The organism is Umezawaea sp., from assembly GCF_036375055.1.
Taxonomy (GTDB): Bacteria; Actinomycetota; Actinomycetes; order Mycobacteriales; family Pseudonocardiaceae; genus Umezawaea.
Genome location: NZ_DASUSQ010000011.1, coordinates 39,241 through 53,005, shown reverse-complemented (window position 1 = coordinate 53,005; position 13,765 = coordinate 39,241). Strand labels below are relative to the sequence as shown.

13 protein-coding genes are annotated in these 13,765 nt (G+C 73.2%); 6 read left to right on the top strand and 7 right to left on the bottom strand.

The features are described from left to right. Positions 1 to 2: 2 nt before the first annotated feature. Positions 3 to 2,729: a beta-L-arabinofuranosidase domain-containing protein gene (locus VFZ92_RS03695; RefSeq protein WP_330874245.1), complete on the bottom strand. Its 2,727-nt coding sequence runs from the start codon at positions 2,727 to 2,729 to the stop codon at positions 3 to 5. Between the two features lie 321 nt (positions 2,730 to 3,050). On the opposite strand from VFZ92_RS03695, the gene VFZ92_RS03690 reads away from it, so the two are divergent. The 4 genes from VFZ92_RS03690 to VFZ92_RS03675 are packed head-to-tail and all read left to right on the top strand — an operon-like array spanning position 3,051 to position 5,422. Further along, complete coding sequence (locus VFZ92_RS03690; protein ID WP_330874244.1) at positions 3,051 to 3,623, top strand: MSMEG_1061 family FMN-dependent PPOX-type flavoprotein; 573 nt, start codon at positions 3,051 to 3,053, stop codon at positions 3,621 to 3,623. Positions 3,624 to 3,669: 46 nt separating this feature from the next. Beyond that, a complete protein-coding gene (locus tag VFZ92_RS03685) occupies positions 3,670 to 4,266 on the top strand; it encodes a helix-turn-helix domain-containing protein (RefSeq protein WP_330874243.1) in 597 nt (198 codons plus the stop codon). After that, the gene (locus tag VFZ92_RS03680; RefSeq protein WP_330874242.1) at positions 4,263 to 4,676 is read left to right on the top strand and encodes a VOC family protein; all 414 of its coding nucleotides are present in this window, start codon (positions 4,263 to 4,265) and stop codon (positions 4,674 to 4,676) included. Before VFZ92_RS03685 ends, VFZ92_RS03680 begins: the two co-directional genes overlap by 4 nt. Positions 4,677 to 4,681: 5 nt before the next feature. Next, positions 4,682 to 5,422 (top strand): SRPBCC domain-containing protein, encoded by a 741-nt coding sequence (locus VFZ92_RS03675; protein ID WP_330874241.1) that lies wholly within the window; start codon positions 4,682 to 4,684, stop codon positions 5,420 to 5,422. On the opposite strand, the gene VFZ92_RS42565 is transcribed toward VFZ92_RS03675, so the two are convergent. From VFZ92_RS42565 to VFZ92_RS03650, 5 genes are all read right to left on the bottom strand, one after another. Next, complete coding sequence (locus VFZ92_RS42565) at positions 5,344 to 6,549, bottom strand: hypothetical protein (RefSeq protein WP_422664576.1); 1,206 nt, start codon at positions 6,547 to 6,549, stop codon at positions 5,344 to 5,346. The genes VFZ92_RS03675 and VFZ92_RS42565 overlap by 79 nt on opposite strands. Before the next feature lie 125 nt (positions 6,550 to 6,674). Continuing rightward, positions 6,675 to 7,004 carry a hypothetical protein gene (locus tag VFZ92_RS03665; RefSeq protein WP_330874240.1) on the bottom strand — a complete coding sequence of 110 codons (330 nt, stop codon included), beginning with the start codon at positions 7,002 to 7,004 and terminating at the stop codon, positions 6,675 to 6,677. A gap of 307 nt (positions 7,005 to 7,311) precedes the next feature. Next, positions 7,312 to 8,436, bottom strand: a complete 1,125-nt coding sequence (locus VFZ92_RS03660) for a family 2 encapsulin nanocompartment cargo protein terpene cyclase (protein ID WP_330874239.1) — start codon at positions 8,434 to 8,436, stop codon at positions 7,312 to 7,314. 39 nt (positions 8,437 to 8,475) lie between these two features. After that, complete coding sequence (locus VFZ92_RS03655) at positions 8,476 to 9,336, bottom strand: geranyl diphosphate 2-C-methyltransferase (RefSeq protein ID WP_330874238.1); 861 nt, start codon at positions 9,334 to 9,336, stop codon at positions 8,476 to 8,478. A gap of 405 nt (positions 9,337 to 9,741) precedes the next feature. After that, positions 9,742 to 10,695 carry an NADP-dependent oxidoreductase gene (locus tag VFZ92_RS03650; protein WP_330874237.1) on the bottom strand — a complete coding sequence of 318 codons (954 nt, stop codon included), beginning with the start codon at positions 10,693 to 10,695 and terminating at the stop codon, positions 9,742 to 9,744. 50 nt (positions 10,696 to 10,745) lie between these two features. On the opposite strand from VFZ92_RS03650, the gene VFZ92_RS03645 reads away from it, so the two are divergent. After that, on the top strand, positions 10,746 to 11,369 hold the full coding sequence (locus VFZ92_RS03645; protein ID WP_330874236.1) for a helix-turn-helix domain-containing protein: 624 nt from the start codon (positions 10,746 to 10,748) through the stop codon (positions 11,367 to 11,369). Here VFZ92_RS03645 and VFZ92_RS03640 read toward each other — a convergent pair. Further along, the gene (locus tag VFZ92_RS03640) at positions 11,366 to 11,830 is read right to left on the bottom strand and encodes a YbaB/EbfC family nucleoid-associated protein (RefSeq protein ID WP_330874235.1); all 465 of its coding nucleotides are present in this window, start codon (positions 11,828 to 11,830) and stop codon (positions 11,366 to 11,368) included. The two genes, VFZ92_RS03645 and VFZ92_RS03640, sit on opposite strands and share 4 nt — an antisense overlap. A gap of 218 nt (positions 11,831 to 12,048) precedes the next feature. Here VFZ92_RS03640 and VFZ92_RS03635 point away from each other — a divergent pair, with 218 nt between their 5' ends. After that, the gene (locus tag VFZ92_RS03635; protein ID WP_330874234.1) at positions 12,049 to 12,801 is read left to right on the top strand and encodes a hypothetical protein; all 753 of its coding nucleotides are present in this window, start codon (positions 12,049 to 12,051) and stop codon (positions 12,799 to 12,801) included. The last annotated feature ends 964 nt before the right edge of the window (positions 12,802 to 13,765 follow it).

The following is a 13,765-nucleotide window of genomic DNA, read 5'->3' as shown; positions in this document are numbered from 1 at the left end:
GGTCAGACGAACCGCCACAGGTGGTCGGTGGTGCCGTTGTCGTCCCACAGCACGACCTGCGCGCCCTGAGCCGTGGACGCCCCGGTGACGCCCAGCACCCGTCCGCCGTTGCCGCACTGGACGCGGAAGGCGTCACCGCCGCCGTGGCGCAGCCGCCACCGGTGGTCGGCCGTGCCGGTGTCGGACCACTGGAGCACGCGGGCGCCGTTGGCGTTGGCGGCGTTCTCGACGCCGAGGACCTTGCCGCTGTGGCCGTTGCGCAGCCGGAAGTACCCGTCGGCGTCGACGACGGGTGTCCACAGGTGGTCGGCGGTGCCGTTGTCCTCCCACTGCACCACCGCACCGCCGTCGGCCGTGGACATGTCCCGCACGCCGAGCACGAGGCCGCTGGCGGCGTTCTGGATCCGGCGGGCGCCGACGGGCACGAACCTCCAGCGGTTGTCCGCGCTGCCGTTGTCCGGGTCCTGCACGGCCTGCGCGCCCGCGGCGGTGGAGCCGCCGAGGATGCCGAGCAGCTTGCCGCTGTTGGCGTTGCGGAGGCCGTGGGTGCCGTCGCCGTGGTCGACGACGGTCCACCGGTGGTCCGCCGTGCCCGTGTCGGACCACTGGAGGACGCGGGCGTCGTCGGCGGTGGAGGCGTTCTCCACGCCGAGGACCTTGCCGCTGTGACCGTTGCGCAGCCGGACCGCGGAGCCGTCCGCCACGAGCCGCCAGGTGTGGTCGGGGGTGCCGGTGTCGTTCCACTGCACCGCGAGGCCGCCGTCGGCCGTCGACATGTCCCGCACGCCGAGCACGAGACCGGTGCCCGCGTTGACCAGCCGGTGGCCCGCGGCGGCGGCACCGCCGGTGTTCCAGTAGACGGTGTAGTTGTGGCCGTGGGCGTCGTGGAACGGGCCCAGGTCCACCGCCGCGCCGTTCGCCCTCGCGGTGAACGCCAGCGCCGAGGTGCTGGTGCGGGTGACGGAGGCGGTGTCCAGCGCTGGCAGGGCGGTCAGCGCGGTGGTGCCGTAGTTGCCCGACAGCACGACCGGGCCGTAGGTCATCGCGGCCACGGCGGGGTTGTCGTTGGCGGGCCACGGGACCACGCGCATGGGCAGCCGGACGGTGACGGTGTCGCCGGAGGCCCACGACCGGGTCAGCGAGGCGTAGCTCCCCGGCGTGGTGGCGGTGTTCTGGGGGACGCCGTTGACGCTGACCGTCGCGCCGCTGGTCCAGGACGGGATGCGCAGGCGCATCGTCCACGACCCGCCCGCGCCGCCGGTCACGGTCAGCGTGCTGGTGTCGGAGACCGGGAAGCTCGTGGTCTGCGTGACGGTGGTGCCGCGCTGCGACCAGGTCAGCACCGAGGGCGCGTAGAGGTTCACGGTCAGCGTGGTGCCGTCGTGGAAGTAGATCGAGTCGGCCAGCCGGGTGTTGACCTCCAGCGCCGTGCCCTGGCAGCACCAGAACGTGCCGTAGTCGGTGCTGAAGCTGCCGCCGCCCATCACCGGGCCCGCCTGGCCGCGCCGTCCGCCGGGGTTGAGGCCGGTGAAGTAGCAGACGTGGCCGTGCGGGTCGGCCGGGTTCTGCTGGCCGATCAGGTGGTTGATCAGCGCGCGCTCGTAGAAGTCGAAGTAGGCCGCGGTGTTCGGGTTCAGCAGCCACAGTTCGCGGCTGAGCTTGAGCATGTTGTAGGTGTTGCACGCCTCGGCCGTGTCGCGGTCGAGGTGGGCGGCGATGGCGTGGGGTGCGCGGAAGTGCTCGGCCTCGCTGTTGCCGCCGATGACGTAGGTGTGCGCGCCCACCGTGATGGTCCACGCGTTGGTCGCGATGTCGCGGTACCGCGTGGTGCCGGTCGCCTTGTACTCGCGCGCCGCGCCGATCCACTTGGGCACCTGCGTGTTGGCGTGCGACCCGTTGAGCTGGTCCTGGTTCGCCGCGAGCGGGTCGAAGACGGCCGCGTGGTCGAACCGCCGCGCGGTGGTGAGCCAGCGGCTGTCGCCCGTCTGCTGGTACAGGTCGGTCAGCACGGCGTTCATGCCGCCGAACTCGGTCCGCAGCGTGGTCTGCATCTGGCTGTAGGACAGCCTCCCGGTGCGCCAGTCGACCCAGCCCGCGAACCGCAGCAGCACGTCCCGCGCCTGCGTGCTCCCCGTGTAGCGCCACACGTCCAGCAGGCCCGCGAGGGTCTTGTGCAGGCAGTAGTAGGGCACGCCCTTGCGGGTGCCCGTCTCCACCACGTCCAGGTCGGACTCCGGGAACCCCGACAGGTACCCCGCGGTGAACCCGGCCGCCGCGTTGTTCGCCTGGCACTTGGCCAGTTCGGCCACCATGTGGTCGGCCTTGGCGCGGCACGCGGTGTCGCCCAGCAGCGCCCAGGCGTACGCCCACGCGCTGAGGAAGTGGCCCTGGCTGTGGGTGCGGAACTCGAAGTTCGGCGCCTCCCAGCCGCCCAGCGCCGCCGCGCCGTTCGTGGACAGGCGGTGGTTGGCGCGGAAGTTGTAGAGCAGCCGGTCCACGTCGACGAACCGCAGGTAGGACAGCGTGCGGTTCTGGTTGTCCAGCCAGCGCCCCGCCGTCAGGCGCACCTGGCCCAGGTCGAACGGGTGGGCCGAGACGCCGAGGTCGGCGCGGACCGGCGGCACCGCGTCGGCCGAGGCCGTCCCTTCGAGGAGGCCGGGCGCGGTGCTCGCGACGGCGGCGACACCGGCGGCCTGGAGCAGGGTGCGACGGCTGAACCGTGAGGACATGGGACTCCCTCGGTCGACTCCGATGGCGACGGGTCCGGCCGAAAGGTAGCGACCGCGCGGAAGCGCCGTCAACGATTTCGCGGTGTCGGATGTGATCGCTCACCTGGATGGCCGAGCCGGCTGATCAGCGATCCACGTCGAACAAGCACACAGTCTGTTAACGCTAACAGGCGTGAGGTGACGACACTCTCGGCCGGCGCTCCGCGTCCCGGCCGAACGATCCATTGGTGGCTGATTTACTGGGGGTGGGCAATCCTGATCAACCCCCTTGGAGCCGTCGCGCATGAGCACCGTCCGATTCCGCCCCACCGCGGCCCGCCCGTGAGCGCTCACGGGATCCCGATCGCCGACCTGGCCGAACTCCGCGCGCTGGTGGGTGACCCGCTCCCCGAGATCCGCGACAAGGCCATCACCGTCGTGGACGAGGGATCGCGCCGGTTCCTCGAGGCGTCGACGTTCTACCTCTTCGCGACGACCGGCGCGGACGGCACCGTCGACGTCTCCCCGCGCGGCGACCCCGCGGGATCCGTGCGCGTGCTCGACGAGCGCACCGTCGCGTTCGCCGACCGGCCGGGCAACCGGCGCCTGGACAGCTTCCGCAACGTGCTGGAACGCCCGCGGACGGGGATGCTGTTCCTGGTCGCCGGACGCCAGGAGGTGCTGCGGGTCAACGGCAGTGCCACGCTCGTCCGCGACGCGCCGTTCCTGCGTGACGCCGGCGGCTCCGGGCTGGGCGTGGTGCTGGCGGTCGAGGAGCTGTTCCTGCACTGCGGGCAGGCCCTGCGCCGCTCGTCGCTGTGGGACCCCTCCGGCTGGCCCGCGGAGGACCTGGTGCCGTCGATGGCGGACCTCGTGGTGAGCCAGAAGCGCCACCGCCGGAGCGGCCCCTCCTGACCGGTCTCGCCTTGACAAAAAAAGTTGTCGGTGTGAGGGTCCTCCCGTGCACGACGTAGCGGTGATCGACGACGCGGGCGCGGCCGAGGCCGCCCTGGACCCGGTGCGGGCCCGGCTGCTCGCCGAGCTGTCGGAACCGGGCTCGGCGACCACGCTGGCGCGCCAGGTGGGGCTGACCAGGCAGAAGGTCAACTACCACCTGCGCACGCTGGAGCGGCACGGGCTGGTCGAGCTGGTCGAGGAGCGGCGCAGGGGCAACGTCACCGAACGGGTGCTGCGGGCGACCGCGGCCTCGTACGTGATCTCGCCCAGCGCGCTTGCCGCGGTCGAGCCCGATCCGGGGCGCGACCCCGACCGGATGTCCGCGCGCTGGCTGCTGGCGGTGGCCGCGCGGCTGGTGCGCGACGTGGGCGAGCTGCTCGCGGGCGCCACCAGGGCCCGCAAGCGGCTCGCGACGTTCGCCGTGGACGGCGAGGTCCGGTTCGCCTCCGCGGCCGACCGGGCCGCGTTCGCCGAGGAGCTGGCCGGGGCGGTGGCGTCGCTGATCTCCAAGTACCACGACGGCGCCGCGGCGGGCGGGCGGGCGCACCGGGTCGTGCTCGCCGTGCACCCGACGGTCAACCGAGAAGAGGAGGGTCGATGATGTTCGTTCCGGTGAGCAGCATCCTGGTCGACGACCAGGAGAAGGCTCTGGCGTTCTACACCGACGTGCTGGGCTTCGTGAAGAAGACCGACGTCCCGGCGGGCGGTGCCAGGTGGCTGACCGTCGTCTCGCCCGACGCGCCGGACGGCGTCGAGCTGCTGCTGGAGCCCGACGGCAACCCCGGCGTCCAGATCGGCGGCGAGCCCGCCGCGCGCGTGTACAAGAAGACGCTCTACGACGCGGGGATGCCGTTCACCATGCTCGGCACCACTGACCTGCGCAAGGACCACGAGCGGATGGCGGGCCTCGGGGTCAGGTTCACCCAGGAGCCGACGGAGACCGACTTCGGCTCCGTGGCGGTGTTCGACGACACCTGCGGCAACCTCATCGTCCTCGTCCAGCAGGACTGACCGCGGTGGACGAGCGCCGACGGCTGGAGCGGGAGGTCGAGCTCGCCGCCACCCCGGAGGAGGTCTGGCGGGCCGTCTCCACCCCGGAGGGCATGTCGGTGTGGTTCGTGCCGCACGAGCCCGCGGACGGGGCGGTGGAGGCGGACTTCGGCGGCGGCAACACCCAGGCGGGCCTGGTGCTGGAGCAGGAGCCGGGCAGGCGGATCGTCTACGGGGCGCCCGGCCCGGACGGTGAACCCGCTGTGGCGATCGAGTTCCTGGTCGAGGGCAGGGAGGGCGGCACCACCGTGCTGCGCCTGGTCCAGAGCGGATTCTTCGGCGGCGACGACTGGGAGGCCGAGTACGACGGCTTCGGCCGCGGCTGGGACGTGTTCCTGCACAACCTGGACGGCTACTTCCGCCACTTCGCCGGGCTGCCGGTGACCGGCGTGGTCGCCACCGCGTTCACCGGCCTGCCCGGCGACGCGGTGTGGGCGGAGCTGCTCGCCCGGCTCGGCGCCGACCCGGCGCTCGGCGAGCGGGTGCGCCTCACCCCGGAGGGCCTCGACCCCGTCGAGGGCGTGGTGGACCTGCGCGGCGGGACGGTCCTCGGTGTCCGCACCGCGCACGGCTTCTCGCGGTTCGTGGTCGACGAGCTGCACCGCATGGTGAGCGTGACGCACTACCGCTACGGCGTCGCGGTGGACCGCGCGTCCCGCACGGCGGCCTGGCAGTCCTGGGTGGACCGCCTCGCGGGTGGCTCCTGAGGGCGTTCACCGGGTGGTGCAGCGGGTGCCGTTGAGGGTGAAGGCGGACGGGAGGACGTCGGGGCCCTGGTAGGCGCCCACGAAGCCGGTCGTCGCCGTGGCTCCGGGGGCGAGGGTGTGGTTGTCCTCGGTCTGGTGACCCGCACGGCGGTGCCGGTCTGCGTCCAGGTCCCGCTCCAGCCGTTGACCGTGCAGCGCGTGCTGGGCGCGAGGTTGTGGACCGTGAAGGACGACCCGGTGGTCTCACCCCACTGCTGGGTCGTCGCGCCGACCGGGCGGTGGACCTCGTGCTTCACGCCGGGAGCGGACGGCGTCCACGCGATGGTGGCCTCGTGGTCGGTGATGGCGGTGGGCCGGGCGGGCGCGGCGGGCGTCGCGGACCGGGCCTCGGGGCGCAGGACGAGGGTGGTCAGCGAGTACGGCGGGAGCGTCGTGGCCGCGCTGCCGCCCGTCGTGGTCGTGATGCCGGTGGCGCCGTTGGTGTAGCCGAGGACCTGCGCGGTCGCGGCCGGGGTGTAGCCGGTGTAGTCGAGGGTGACGGACTTGGCGGCGTCCGGGTCCTGGCCGGGAGCGGCGAACGTCGAGGTCATCGCCAGCGCGTGGTAGGGCGCGAACGGGGTGTTGAGGGCGGGTTGGCAGATCGTGCCCCCGGCCAGGCACCCCGCGCTGGAGAGCAGGCCGAAGCCGGCGCAGTCGGGCTGCCCGGCGATCGTGGAGAAGCTCGTCGGTCCGTTGTGGACGTTCCACCAGTCGGTGGTGAACACGCCGTTCGCCATGAGGGTCGCGCAGGCGTCCGCCGCGAACAGCGCGCCCGGCTGGGTGTTCATCCCGTACGACGTGTTGACCTCGGTCAGCGCGATCGGCAGGTCCTTGTGCGCGTGGCGGGTCGCCTGCTCGCGGACCATCCTCACGAAGTTGGCGATCCGGTCGGTCCTGGACAGCGACTCGGGGCCGTTCGACCCGGTCGGGTACCAGCGCACGATCCCGAAGTCGACCACCGGACCCGCGATCGAGAGCACGACCTCGTTCCACGTGCCCGCGTCGCCGCTCGCCACGATCCCGTCCGGCCAGTCGCCCGGCGTCGTCAGCACGGCGCCGACCTCGATCGTCGGGTCGACCGCCTTCATCGCCTCGGCGTACTGCCGGACGATGGTCGCGTACTCCGCCGGGGTCTTCTCGGGGTGGTCGTCGGCCTCCCACGCGGCGCCGTGGTGGCCGTTGCCGTGCAGCTCGTTGCCGATCTCCCAGTGCTTCAGGGCGCGACGTGGCCGCCGGGGGCGGTGTGGTCGCGCCAGTGGTGGATGTCGGAGTACGAGCCGCCGGGGTAGCGCAGCGCCCGCACGCCCGCGCCCTTCACGAGGTCGGCGACCTCGGGCGTGCCGAGGGTGGTGTCCCAGATGGCGTGGTTCGCGCCGATGGCGGTGTCGCTGACGGTCTCCAGCCCGGCACGGGTGTTGCCGAGACGCTCACGCCGGGCCCGGCCAGCGCTCCCGTGTCCGGTGCGAACAGTTGTGCGCCGACCAGGACCAGGGCGGGCAGGACCGCGTGACGTGTGCGCTTCGTCGGATGTCCTCGGTGACACAGGCGACTGGGAGCGCTCTCAGAGTGATGTTCGAGGTGTGGGTGTCAATCGCCACGTCGGCCTAGCAGGGGCGGGTGTGGCGGACACCGGTCCGGGCCGAGCCGTCCTCGGGTTCGCGGTGGTGCTCGGTGCGCCGGCGGGTCTCGGCGGTCCTGGCCAGGGCCCGCGGCCGGATGTCGGCGGCGCGGTTGGTCGGGCGGACCCGCGGCGCGAGGAGGCGGGAACGCGGGGCCGTGGTCGGTCGGCCCGGCGGACGGCGGTGGCGCCGCCGTGAACCCGTGGCGCCCCACGGGTTCACGGACCTGAACTACGTCGTGGCGTCGGTCCGGTAGCGCGGACTGGTCGAGTGCCACTCGAACCCGCCGCCCATCCACGCCCGCAGGCCGTGCATGAACCGCTGCAACTGCGGGGACGCCACCGTCCGCAGTGTCCGGTGCGTGGCCTGGAAGTCGCGGACCAGACCGTTGTGGAGGTCCACGGTCACCTCGGTCGCCTCCTCGACCGAGCAGCCGCGGTCCGCGGCGACCTGGAGGACCATGTTGCCCGGCGGGTTCTCGTCGGCGAGGTCCTTGGTCACCGAGAACAGGTCGTTGACGAGCACGGCCGCCGTGCCCGCCTGGATGGCGGCGCTCCGCACGCGGGGTTCGTAGAAGAGGTTCGCGGGCAGCTCGTAGCCGCCGAGCACGTCGACGAGGGTCATGGACGTGTAGAAGCTGTCGTGCTGCCTGGCCGCCAGGTACTCCCACGCGGGCGGCTGCACGCCCTTGTGCTTCCACGCCGCGTAGGCGGTCCAGCTCACGAACATCGTGAACGTCGAGTGGCAGACCCGTTGGCACTGGGCGGGTGTGCCGTGGTCGGCCAGGTGCTCCATGCCCGAGCGCAGCGCGACGAGCACCCGGTCGGCGCGCAGTGCCTCGTCGAGGTCGCGGGTGAACTCGCCCGCGCCCGGCAGCGGGTCCATGGCGGCCATCGCCAGCGCGAGGCGCTGGGGGAGTTCGGCCGGGACGGCCCCGAGCGCGGTGTCGTCCGCGTAGAGGTCGTCCGCGGCCCACCACGCCGCGTTGAGCCTGGCCGAGATGAGCAGCCGCTCCAGGTCGTCGCAGTCCGGGTGGGCCAGCACGACCAGGCGCCCGAACTCCGCCCTGCCGAGCTGGGCGGCCTCCTCCTCGGAGAAGCCGCACCCCTCCGCCCAGGCGACCAGCCGCCGGTCCACCTCCTCCGCCAGCGCGTCGTCCACCCGCTCCGGCAGCGGGCAGTACAGCGGTGAGGCCGTTCCGCCACCCCACCGCCGGTACGCGTACGCCGGGTCGTGCCCGGCCTCCGGGTGGTGCGACCCCAGTTCGAGACCGCCGCCGCCGAGCCGGGCGGCGAAGCGCGCGGCCGACGTGCCGAGGCCGGTGAACGTGGACGTGGTGTGGTGCGGGTCCGGCATCGCTTCGCTTCCTGTGGGCTCGGCCGCGACGGGATCGGGTCAGACGCGGTCGGCGGCGATGAGCAGGTAGTGGAAGCTGCCCTCCCGGTACGCGGTGAGGAACGGGTCCTCGATCCCGGTCGCCACCGACGACTTCGCGCGCAGCTCCCAGTACGGGATCGTCTGCGCGGTCAGGTCGACCACCGAGATGGGCACGAGCCCGTTCGCCGTCATGGCCTTGAAGTACTGGCTGCGCGGGTGGATGTTGCAGGTGTAGTGCTGGTCGATCTGGGCGACCGCCTTGGACCGGCCGCCGGTCACGTCGTTGTAGCAGCCGGTGATGGTGACGTAGCGACCGCCGAACTCCAGCTGCCGCGCGTGTTCGGCGAACAGGTCGAACAGGTCGACGTACATCGTGCTCTCGTTGTTCCAGATCGCCCGCCGCGACCCGGTCTCGAACCCCGTGTCCAGCATGTTGCGGAAGTGGTAGCGCACCTTGTCGCCCACGCCCCGCGCGGCCGCCTGCCGGTTGGCGAAGTCGACCTGCTTCTGCGAGATGGACACGCCGTCGACCTCGCAGCCGAACCGCTGGTTGGCCATGATGCTGCTGCCGCCCCGCCCGCACCCCGCGTCGAGCAGCCGGTCCTGCGGCCGGACGTCGCCGAGGTGGTCGAGCAGCACCTCCGCCTGCGCCGTCTCCAGCCGGTGCATCTCGGCGATGATCCGCTCGTCGCGCGTGGCCTCCGGCCCCTCCAGGACGGACGGGTCGACCTCGCCGATCCCGTAGTGGTGGTGGTACAGCCCGTCGACGTCGCCCAGCCGCAGGTTGACCGGGTCCTGCTCGGCGTTCCAGTAGGACGCGACGGACTTCTGGTAGTCGGTGCGGAGAACCTCGGCGGGAGCGGTGCGGACAGAGGTCACAGGAGTGGATCCCTTCCTGGGGGCCGGTGCGACGGGACGATCGCGGCGTGGGGAACCGTCCGGGCTCGAATTGTCGAATTCACCGGAGTCGATGTCGCTTGGACGAACATAGCAAGTTGATCTGTCGGTGCAATGACACTTTCGGGGCATGTGGGAGGTCGCTCGAATGCGAATGGTCATGGTGATCGACAGCGCATAACCGGTGGTCTCGGCGCTGGTCGGGATTACCTGAATGGACCAGTGGGATTCCCCGGTCGGTGGGGTGGGAGCCGCGTGCCGGTGCTTTTCCGGCCACCTCGATAACCGCAACGGGTCTGTCGTCGAACCCGTCCCGGTCCACTTCCGGGTGGACCGGGCGGATTCGACGACGGTGGTCCGCGAATTCCGCGGCGGACGACGGGGTGGTCAGGGCACCAGCACGATCCGACCCCGTGCGTGGCGGCTCTCGCTCAGCTCGTGCGCCGCCGCGGCCTCGGTGAGCGGGAACGCCGCCGCGACCGGCACCCGCAGCCTGCCCTCGCGCGCGAGCGCCACCGCGAGCGCCAAGCCGTGCAGCGCGAGCGGGTCGGCACGGGTCCCCACGGCCGACGCCGTGCCGTCGGCGGGCGCGCCGTGCGACACGTGCACGCCGTGGGCCGCCGCGGTGAGGTCCGGGGCGATCGTCACGACGCGGGCCGCGTCCCCCGCGATCGCCACGAGGTCCGGCAGCGCTCCGCCCGCGCAGTCGAAGACCGCGTCCACCCCGGCCGGGGCGAGCGCGCGGACGCGGTCGACCAGCCCGGCACCGTACGTCGTGGGCTGCGCGCCGAGGGACCGCAGGAAGTCGTGGTTGCGCTTCGACGCCGTGCCGACGGCGGTGGCGCCGCGGGCGAGGGCGAGCTGGACGGCGACGGTGCCCACCCCGCCCGCCGCGCCCTGCACGAGCACGGTGTGCCCGGCGCCGACCGCCAGCCGGTCGAGGACGCGGGTGGCGGTCTCGACGCTACCCGCCGCGCCGCCCGCCTCCTCCCAGCTCCACGCCGCCGGTTTGGGCGCCCAGGCGGACAGGACCGCGTGGTCGGCGTTGGACCCGCGCCTGGCGGGGTCGGTCATGCCGAACACCTCGTCGCCGACGGCCACACCCGTCACGCCGTCGCCGACCTCGTCGACCACGCCCGCGGCGTCGTACCCGGTCCGGTGGGGGAACGCGGTCGGCACGACGTCGCGCAGCGCCCCGGACCGGATGAGGGTCTCCCCGGAGGAGAGGCCGGAGGCGCGGACGGCGACGCGGACCTCGCCGGGCCCGGCGTGCGGCGCGGGCACCTCGGCGACGTGCACGACGTCGGGCGGGCCGTACCTGGTGAACTGGACTGCTCTCATGCGGCGGGACCGTAACGGAGCACCCCGTCCGTTTGGCTAAAGTGAGAACGGTGACGGCCCAAGTGGTAGCGAGCCTCCGCTCGGACGCCCGCGACAACCGCCTGCGGGTGCTGGCGGTCGCCCGCGCGGCCTTCGCCGCCGACGGCCTCGACGTGCCGATCCGGGAGATCGCCCGGCGCGCCGAGGTCGGTGTCGCGACCGTCTACCGGCACTTCCGGAGCAAGGAGGCCCTGCTCACCGAGGCGTTCGCCGAGCAGATGGCCTCGTGCTCGGCGATCGTGCGGGAGGGGCTCGCGGCGGCCGACCCGTGGAGCGGCTTCTGCCTGGTGGTCGAGGGGCTGATGGAGGTGCACGCCCTCGACCGCGGGTTCGCCCGCGCGTTCACCTCCAGGGTGGACCGCGCGGTCGACTTCGTCGCCGAGCGCGACCGCACGCTGCGGCAGCTGTTCGAACTGGTGCGGCGCGCCAAGGAGGCTGGCTCGCTGCGGGGCGACTTCGTGGTGGAGGACATCAGCCTCGCGCTGATGGCGAACGAGGGGATCCGCGCCGAGTCGCCCGCGATGAGGGTGGCCGCGTCCCGCCGCTTCGCGGCGCTGATGATCCAGTCGTTCCAGGCCGACCCCGTCCCGGCGGCGCTGCCGCCCGCGGTCCGGCTGCCCCTGTCCAGGCCCTAGCCCTCGTCCATGACCACCGGGTCGGCCCAGTCGTCGTCGGGGTCGGCGACCGCCCGCCGCGCCGCCGGTCGCTGCTCGTGGACGGTCCGCGGTCGGACCGGGTCCGGCGCGTCGGAGGTGCCGCCAGGGGGCTGGGGGAACCGTTGCCTGGCCTCCGACACCAGCAGGTGCGTGCTCGGGTCCTGCGGGCCGACGGTGTCGACCATCGCCTGCCGCAACAGGTCCGGGATCCGCGCCTGGGCCCGGCGGACGCAGTCCATGATCTCCGCGGCGATCCGCGGCAGCGGCTCGGGGCGCCGGCGCTCCCGGAGCACGAGGTCGGTGATCAGGCCGCTGGCCGACACCGTCACCTTCACGGTGCCGTCCCCGGACGACTCGGTGATCGACGTCCGCGCGAGGCGCTCGTGGAGCCGCCGGTAGCGCACCGCGTTCTCGGCGACCTGCTGCTCCCAGCCCGTCACCCACCACCTCCGAGCGCGAACGGACGTGTCCCCCTGAGCGTCGCGCACCCGGCGGCCCTTGTCACCGCGCCCGAACGGATCAACCCCGAGCGCCTTCTGCCCGATCGCGGTCGAGGTCCGTCTCGAATGGACGGAAGGGCGCGGGAGGCCGGTGATCACTGGGCCGAACGCCGAGAACTCGCCCTCTGCGGTCCTCCCGCTGCGCGTACGTTGGCCTGATGAGCGACGTGTACCCGCCGTTCCGCCGGGGGACCGGTGACGACGAGCCCGCCGTGACGACCAGCGACCGAGACCCGTTCCCGCCCACCGCCGACCGCCGGTCCGGTGCTCGCACGGCCGCCGTCGTGCTCTGCGCGCTCCTGCTCGTCCTCGGCTCGGTCCTCTCGGCGGCGGGGTCGGTCGGGCTCTGGGCGGACACGACCCGGCGGGACGCCGACGGCTTCCTTGCCACCGGCTCGAAGTCGTTCCGCACCAGCGGGTACGCGCTGTCGTTCGGCACCGTCGACATGCGGTGGACCAGGACCGGGGTGACGATCGGGCACGACTGGCTCGGGATCGTGGAACTGCGGGCCGACCCCGACGTGTTCGTCGGCATCGGGGCCGCCGCCGACGTGGCCGACTACCTCTCCGGCGTGGCCTACGACGAGGTGCGCACGAACGGGGCGGACATCGGCTACCGGCACCGGGAGGGCGGCCCGGCGCCGAGCGCGCCCGCGGCCAGGCCGATCTGGGTCGCGTACGGGACCGGAACGCTGGCGTGGCAGGCGGAGGAGGGGGAGTGGGCCGTCGTCGTGCTGAACCCGGACGGGTCGCGGGTGGTCGACACCCGGCTGTCGGCCCGTGCCAGCGTCCCCGCGCTCGGGCCGACGGCCGCGGCGCTGCTGCTCGGCGGGGTCCTGGCCGTGTTCCTGAGCGGGGTGGTGCTGGTGGTGGCCGTGCTGCACACGTTCCGGCGCGGCACCGCGGGGTGACCGCCCGCCCCCAGTCCGAACCGGACGGGCCGCCGACGAGGTCCAGCACGGTGGCGCGCTCGCGGGCACTGCTCCGCGGTCGCCCCGACCTGCTCCAGGGTCGCCCGTCCGGGTCCGAGCAGCGCGGTGACGGCCGGGGCGAGGACCCGTTCGGGATCGTCGACGCCCGATCGGGGGTGGGGGTCCGCGGTGGCCACCGGGAACCGGGGGACGAGGGGCCGCGGGGCGAACGCCGGGTCGACGAACGGCCAGTCGGTCCTGGCCAGGTCGTTCGCCCGCCAGATCGGCGGGAACCGGCGCATCACCGCGTCGGGGCACGGGGCGTCGAGCAGCCCGGCCGAGCGGGGGTCGTCGGGCAGCGTCGCTGTTCTCCATCGCGTCCAGCGCGGCGCCGAGCGCGCTGCCCGGCTCCCGCGGCCCGAACGCGGCGCGCCGTCTCGGCGGGCGGGTGACCTGGGCGTCCACGTCGTCGGTGCGCCGGCTCAGCGGCACGGTCGGGTCGTGGTCGGCGAAGGCGAACACCCACATCGAGCGGTCGGGCTCCAGCAGCGTGGCCGCCCTGTCCGGGTGCGAGCCCGGCGGGTGTGCCGGGGTGCTCGAACGCGGCGACCATGAAGCCGAGGCGTTCCGGGTACCGCTCGTGCGGGCCGAACGCCAGCGACCGGACCGTCGAGCGCAGCCCGTCCGCGCCCACCACCAGCTCGAAGCGCTCGGTGGTCGAGGTGCGCGCCACCGCGCCCCGCAGCGTCACGTCCACCCCGCCCGGCCCGGTGCAGCCGCCCCGCCGTGGCGATCCCGCTGATGCCCGTCCCGACGACCAGGACCCGCTCGCGCTCGTTGTCGCTCATGCCGTCGACCACACTGACCGGATCGGTCATCCGGTCAGTCGGGGGCGTGGGTCACTCGCGGTGAGTGGTGTCACGAGAACGGGTGAATTCCACGGTGTGCGGACTGGTCGAGGGGG

Bases quoted from the DNA above. Each gene is read 5' to 3' on its own strand.
- VFZ92_RS03660 (WP_330874239.1), bottom strand. From the start codon at position 8,436: ATGCCGGACCCGCACCACACCACGTCCACGTTCACCGGCCTCGGCACG.
- VFZ92_RS42565 (WP_422664576.1), bottom strand. From the start codon at position 6,549: ATGAAGGCGGTCGACCCGACGATCGAGGTCGGCGCCGTGCTGACGACG.
- VFZ92_RS03680 (WP_330874242.1), top strand. From the start codon at position 4,263: ATGATGTTCGTTCCGGTGAGCAGCATCCTGGTCGACGACCAGGAGAAG.
- VFZ92_RS03650 (WP_330874237.1), bottom strand. From the start codon at position 10,695: ATGAGAGCAGTCCAGTTCACCAGGTACGGCCCGCCCGACGTCGTGCAC.
- VFZ92_RS03695 (WP_330874245.1), bottom strand. From the start codon at position 2,729: ATGTCCTCACGGTTCAGCCGTCGCACCCTGCTCCAGGCCGCCGGTGTC.
- VFZ92_RS03635 (WP_330874234.1), top strand. From the start codon at position 12,049: ATGAGCGACGTGTACCCGCCGTTCCGCCGGGGGACCGGTGACGACGAG.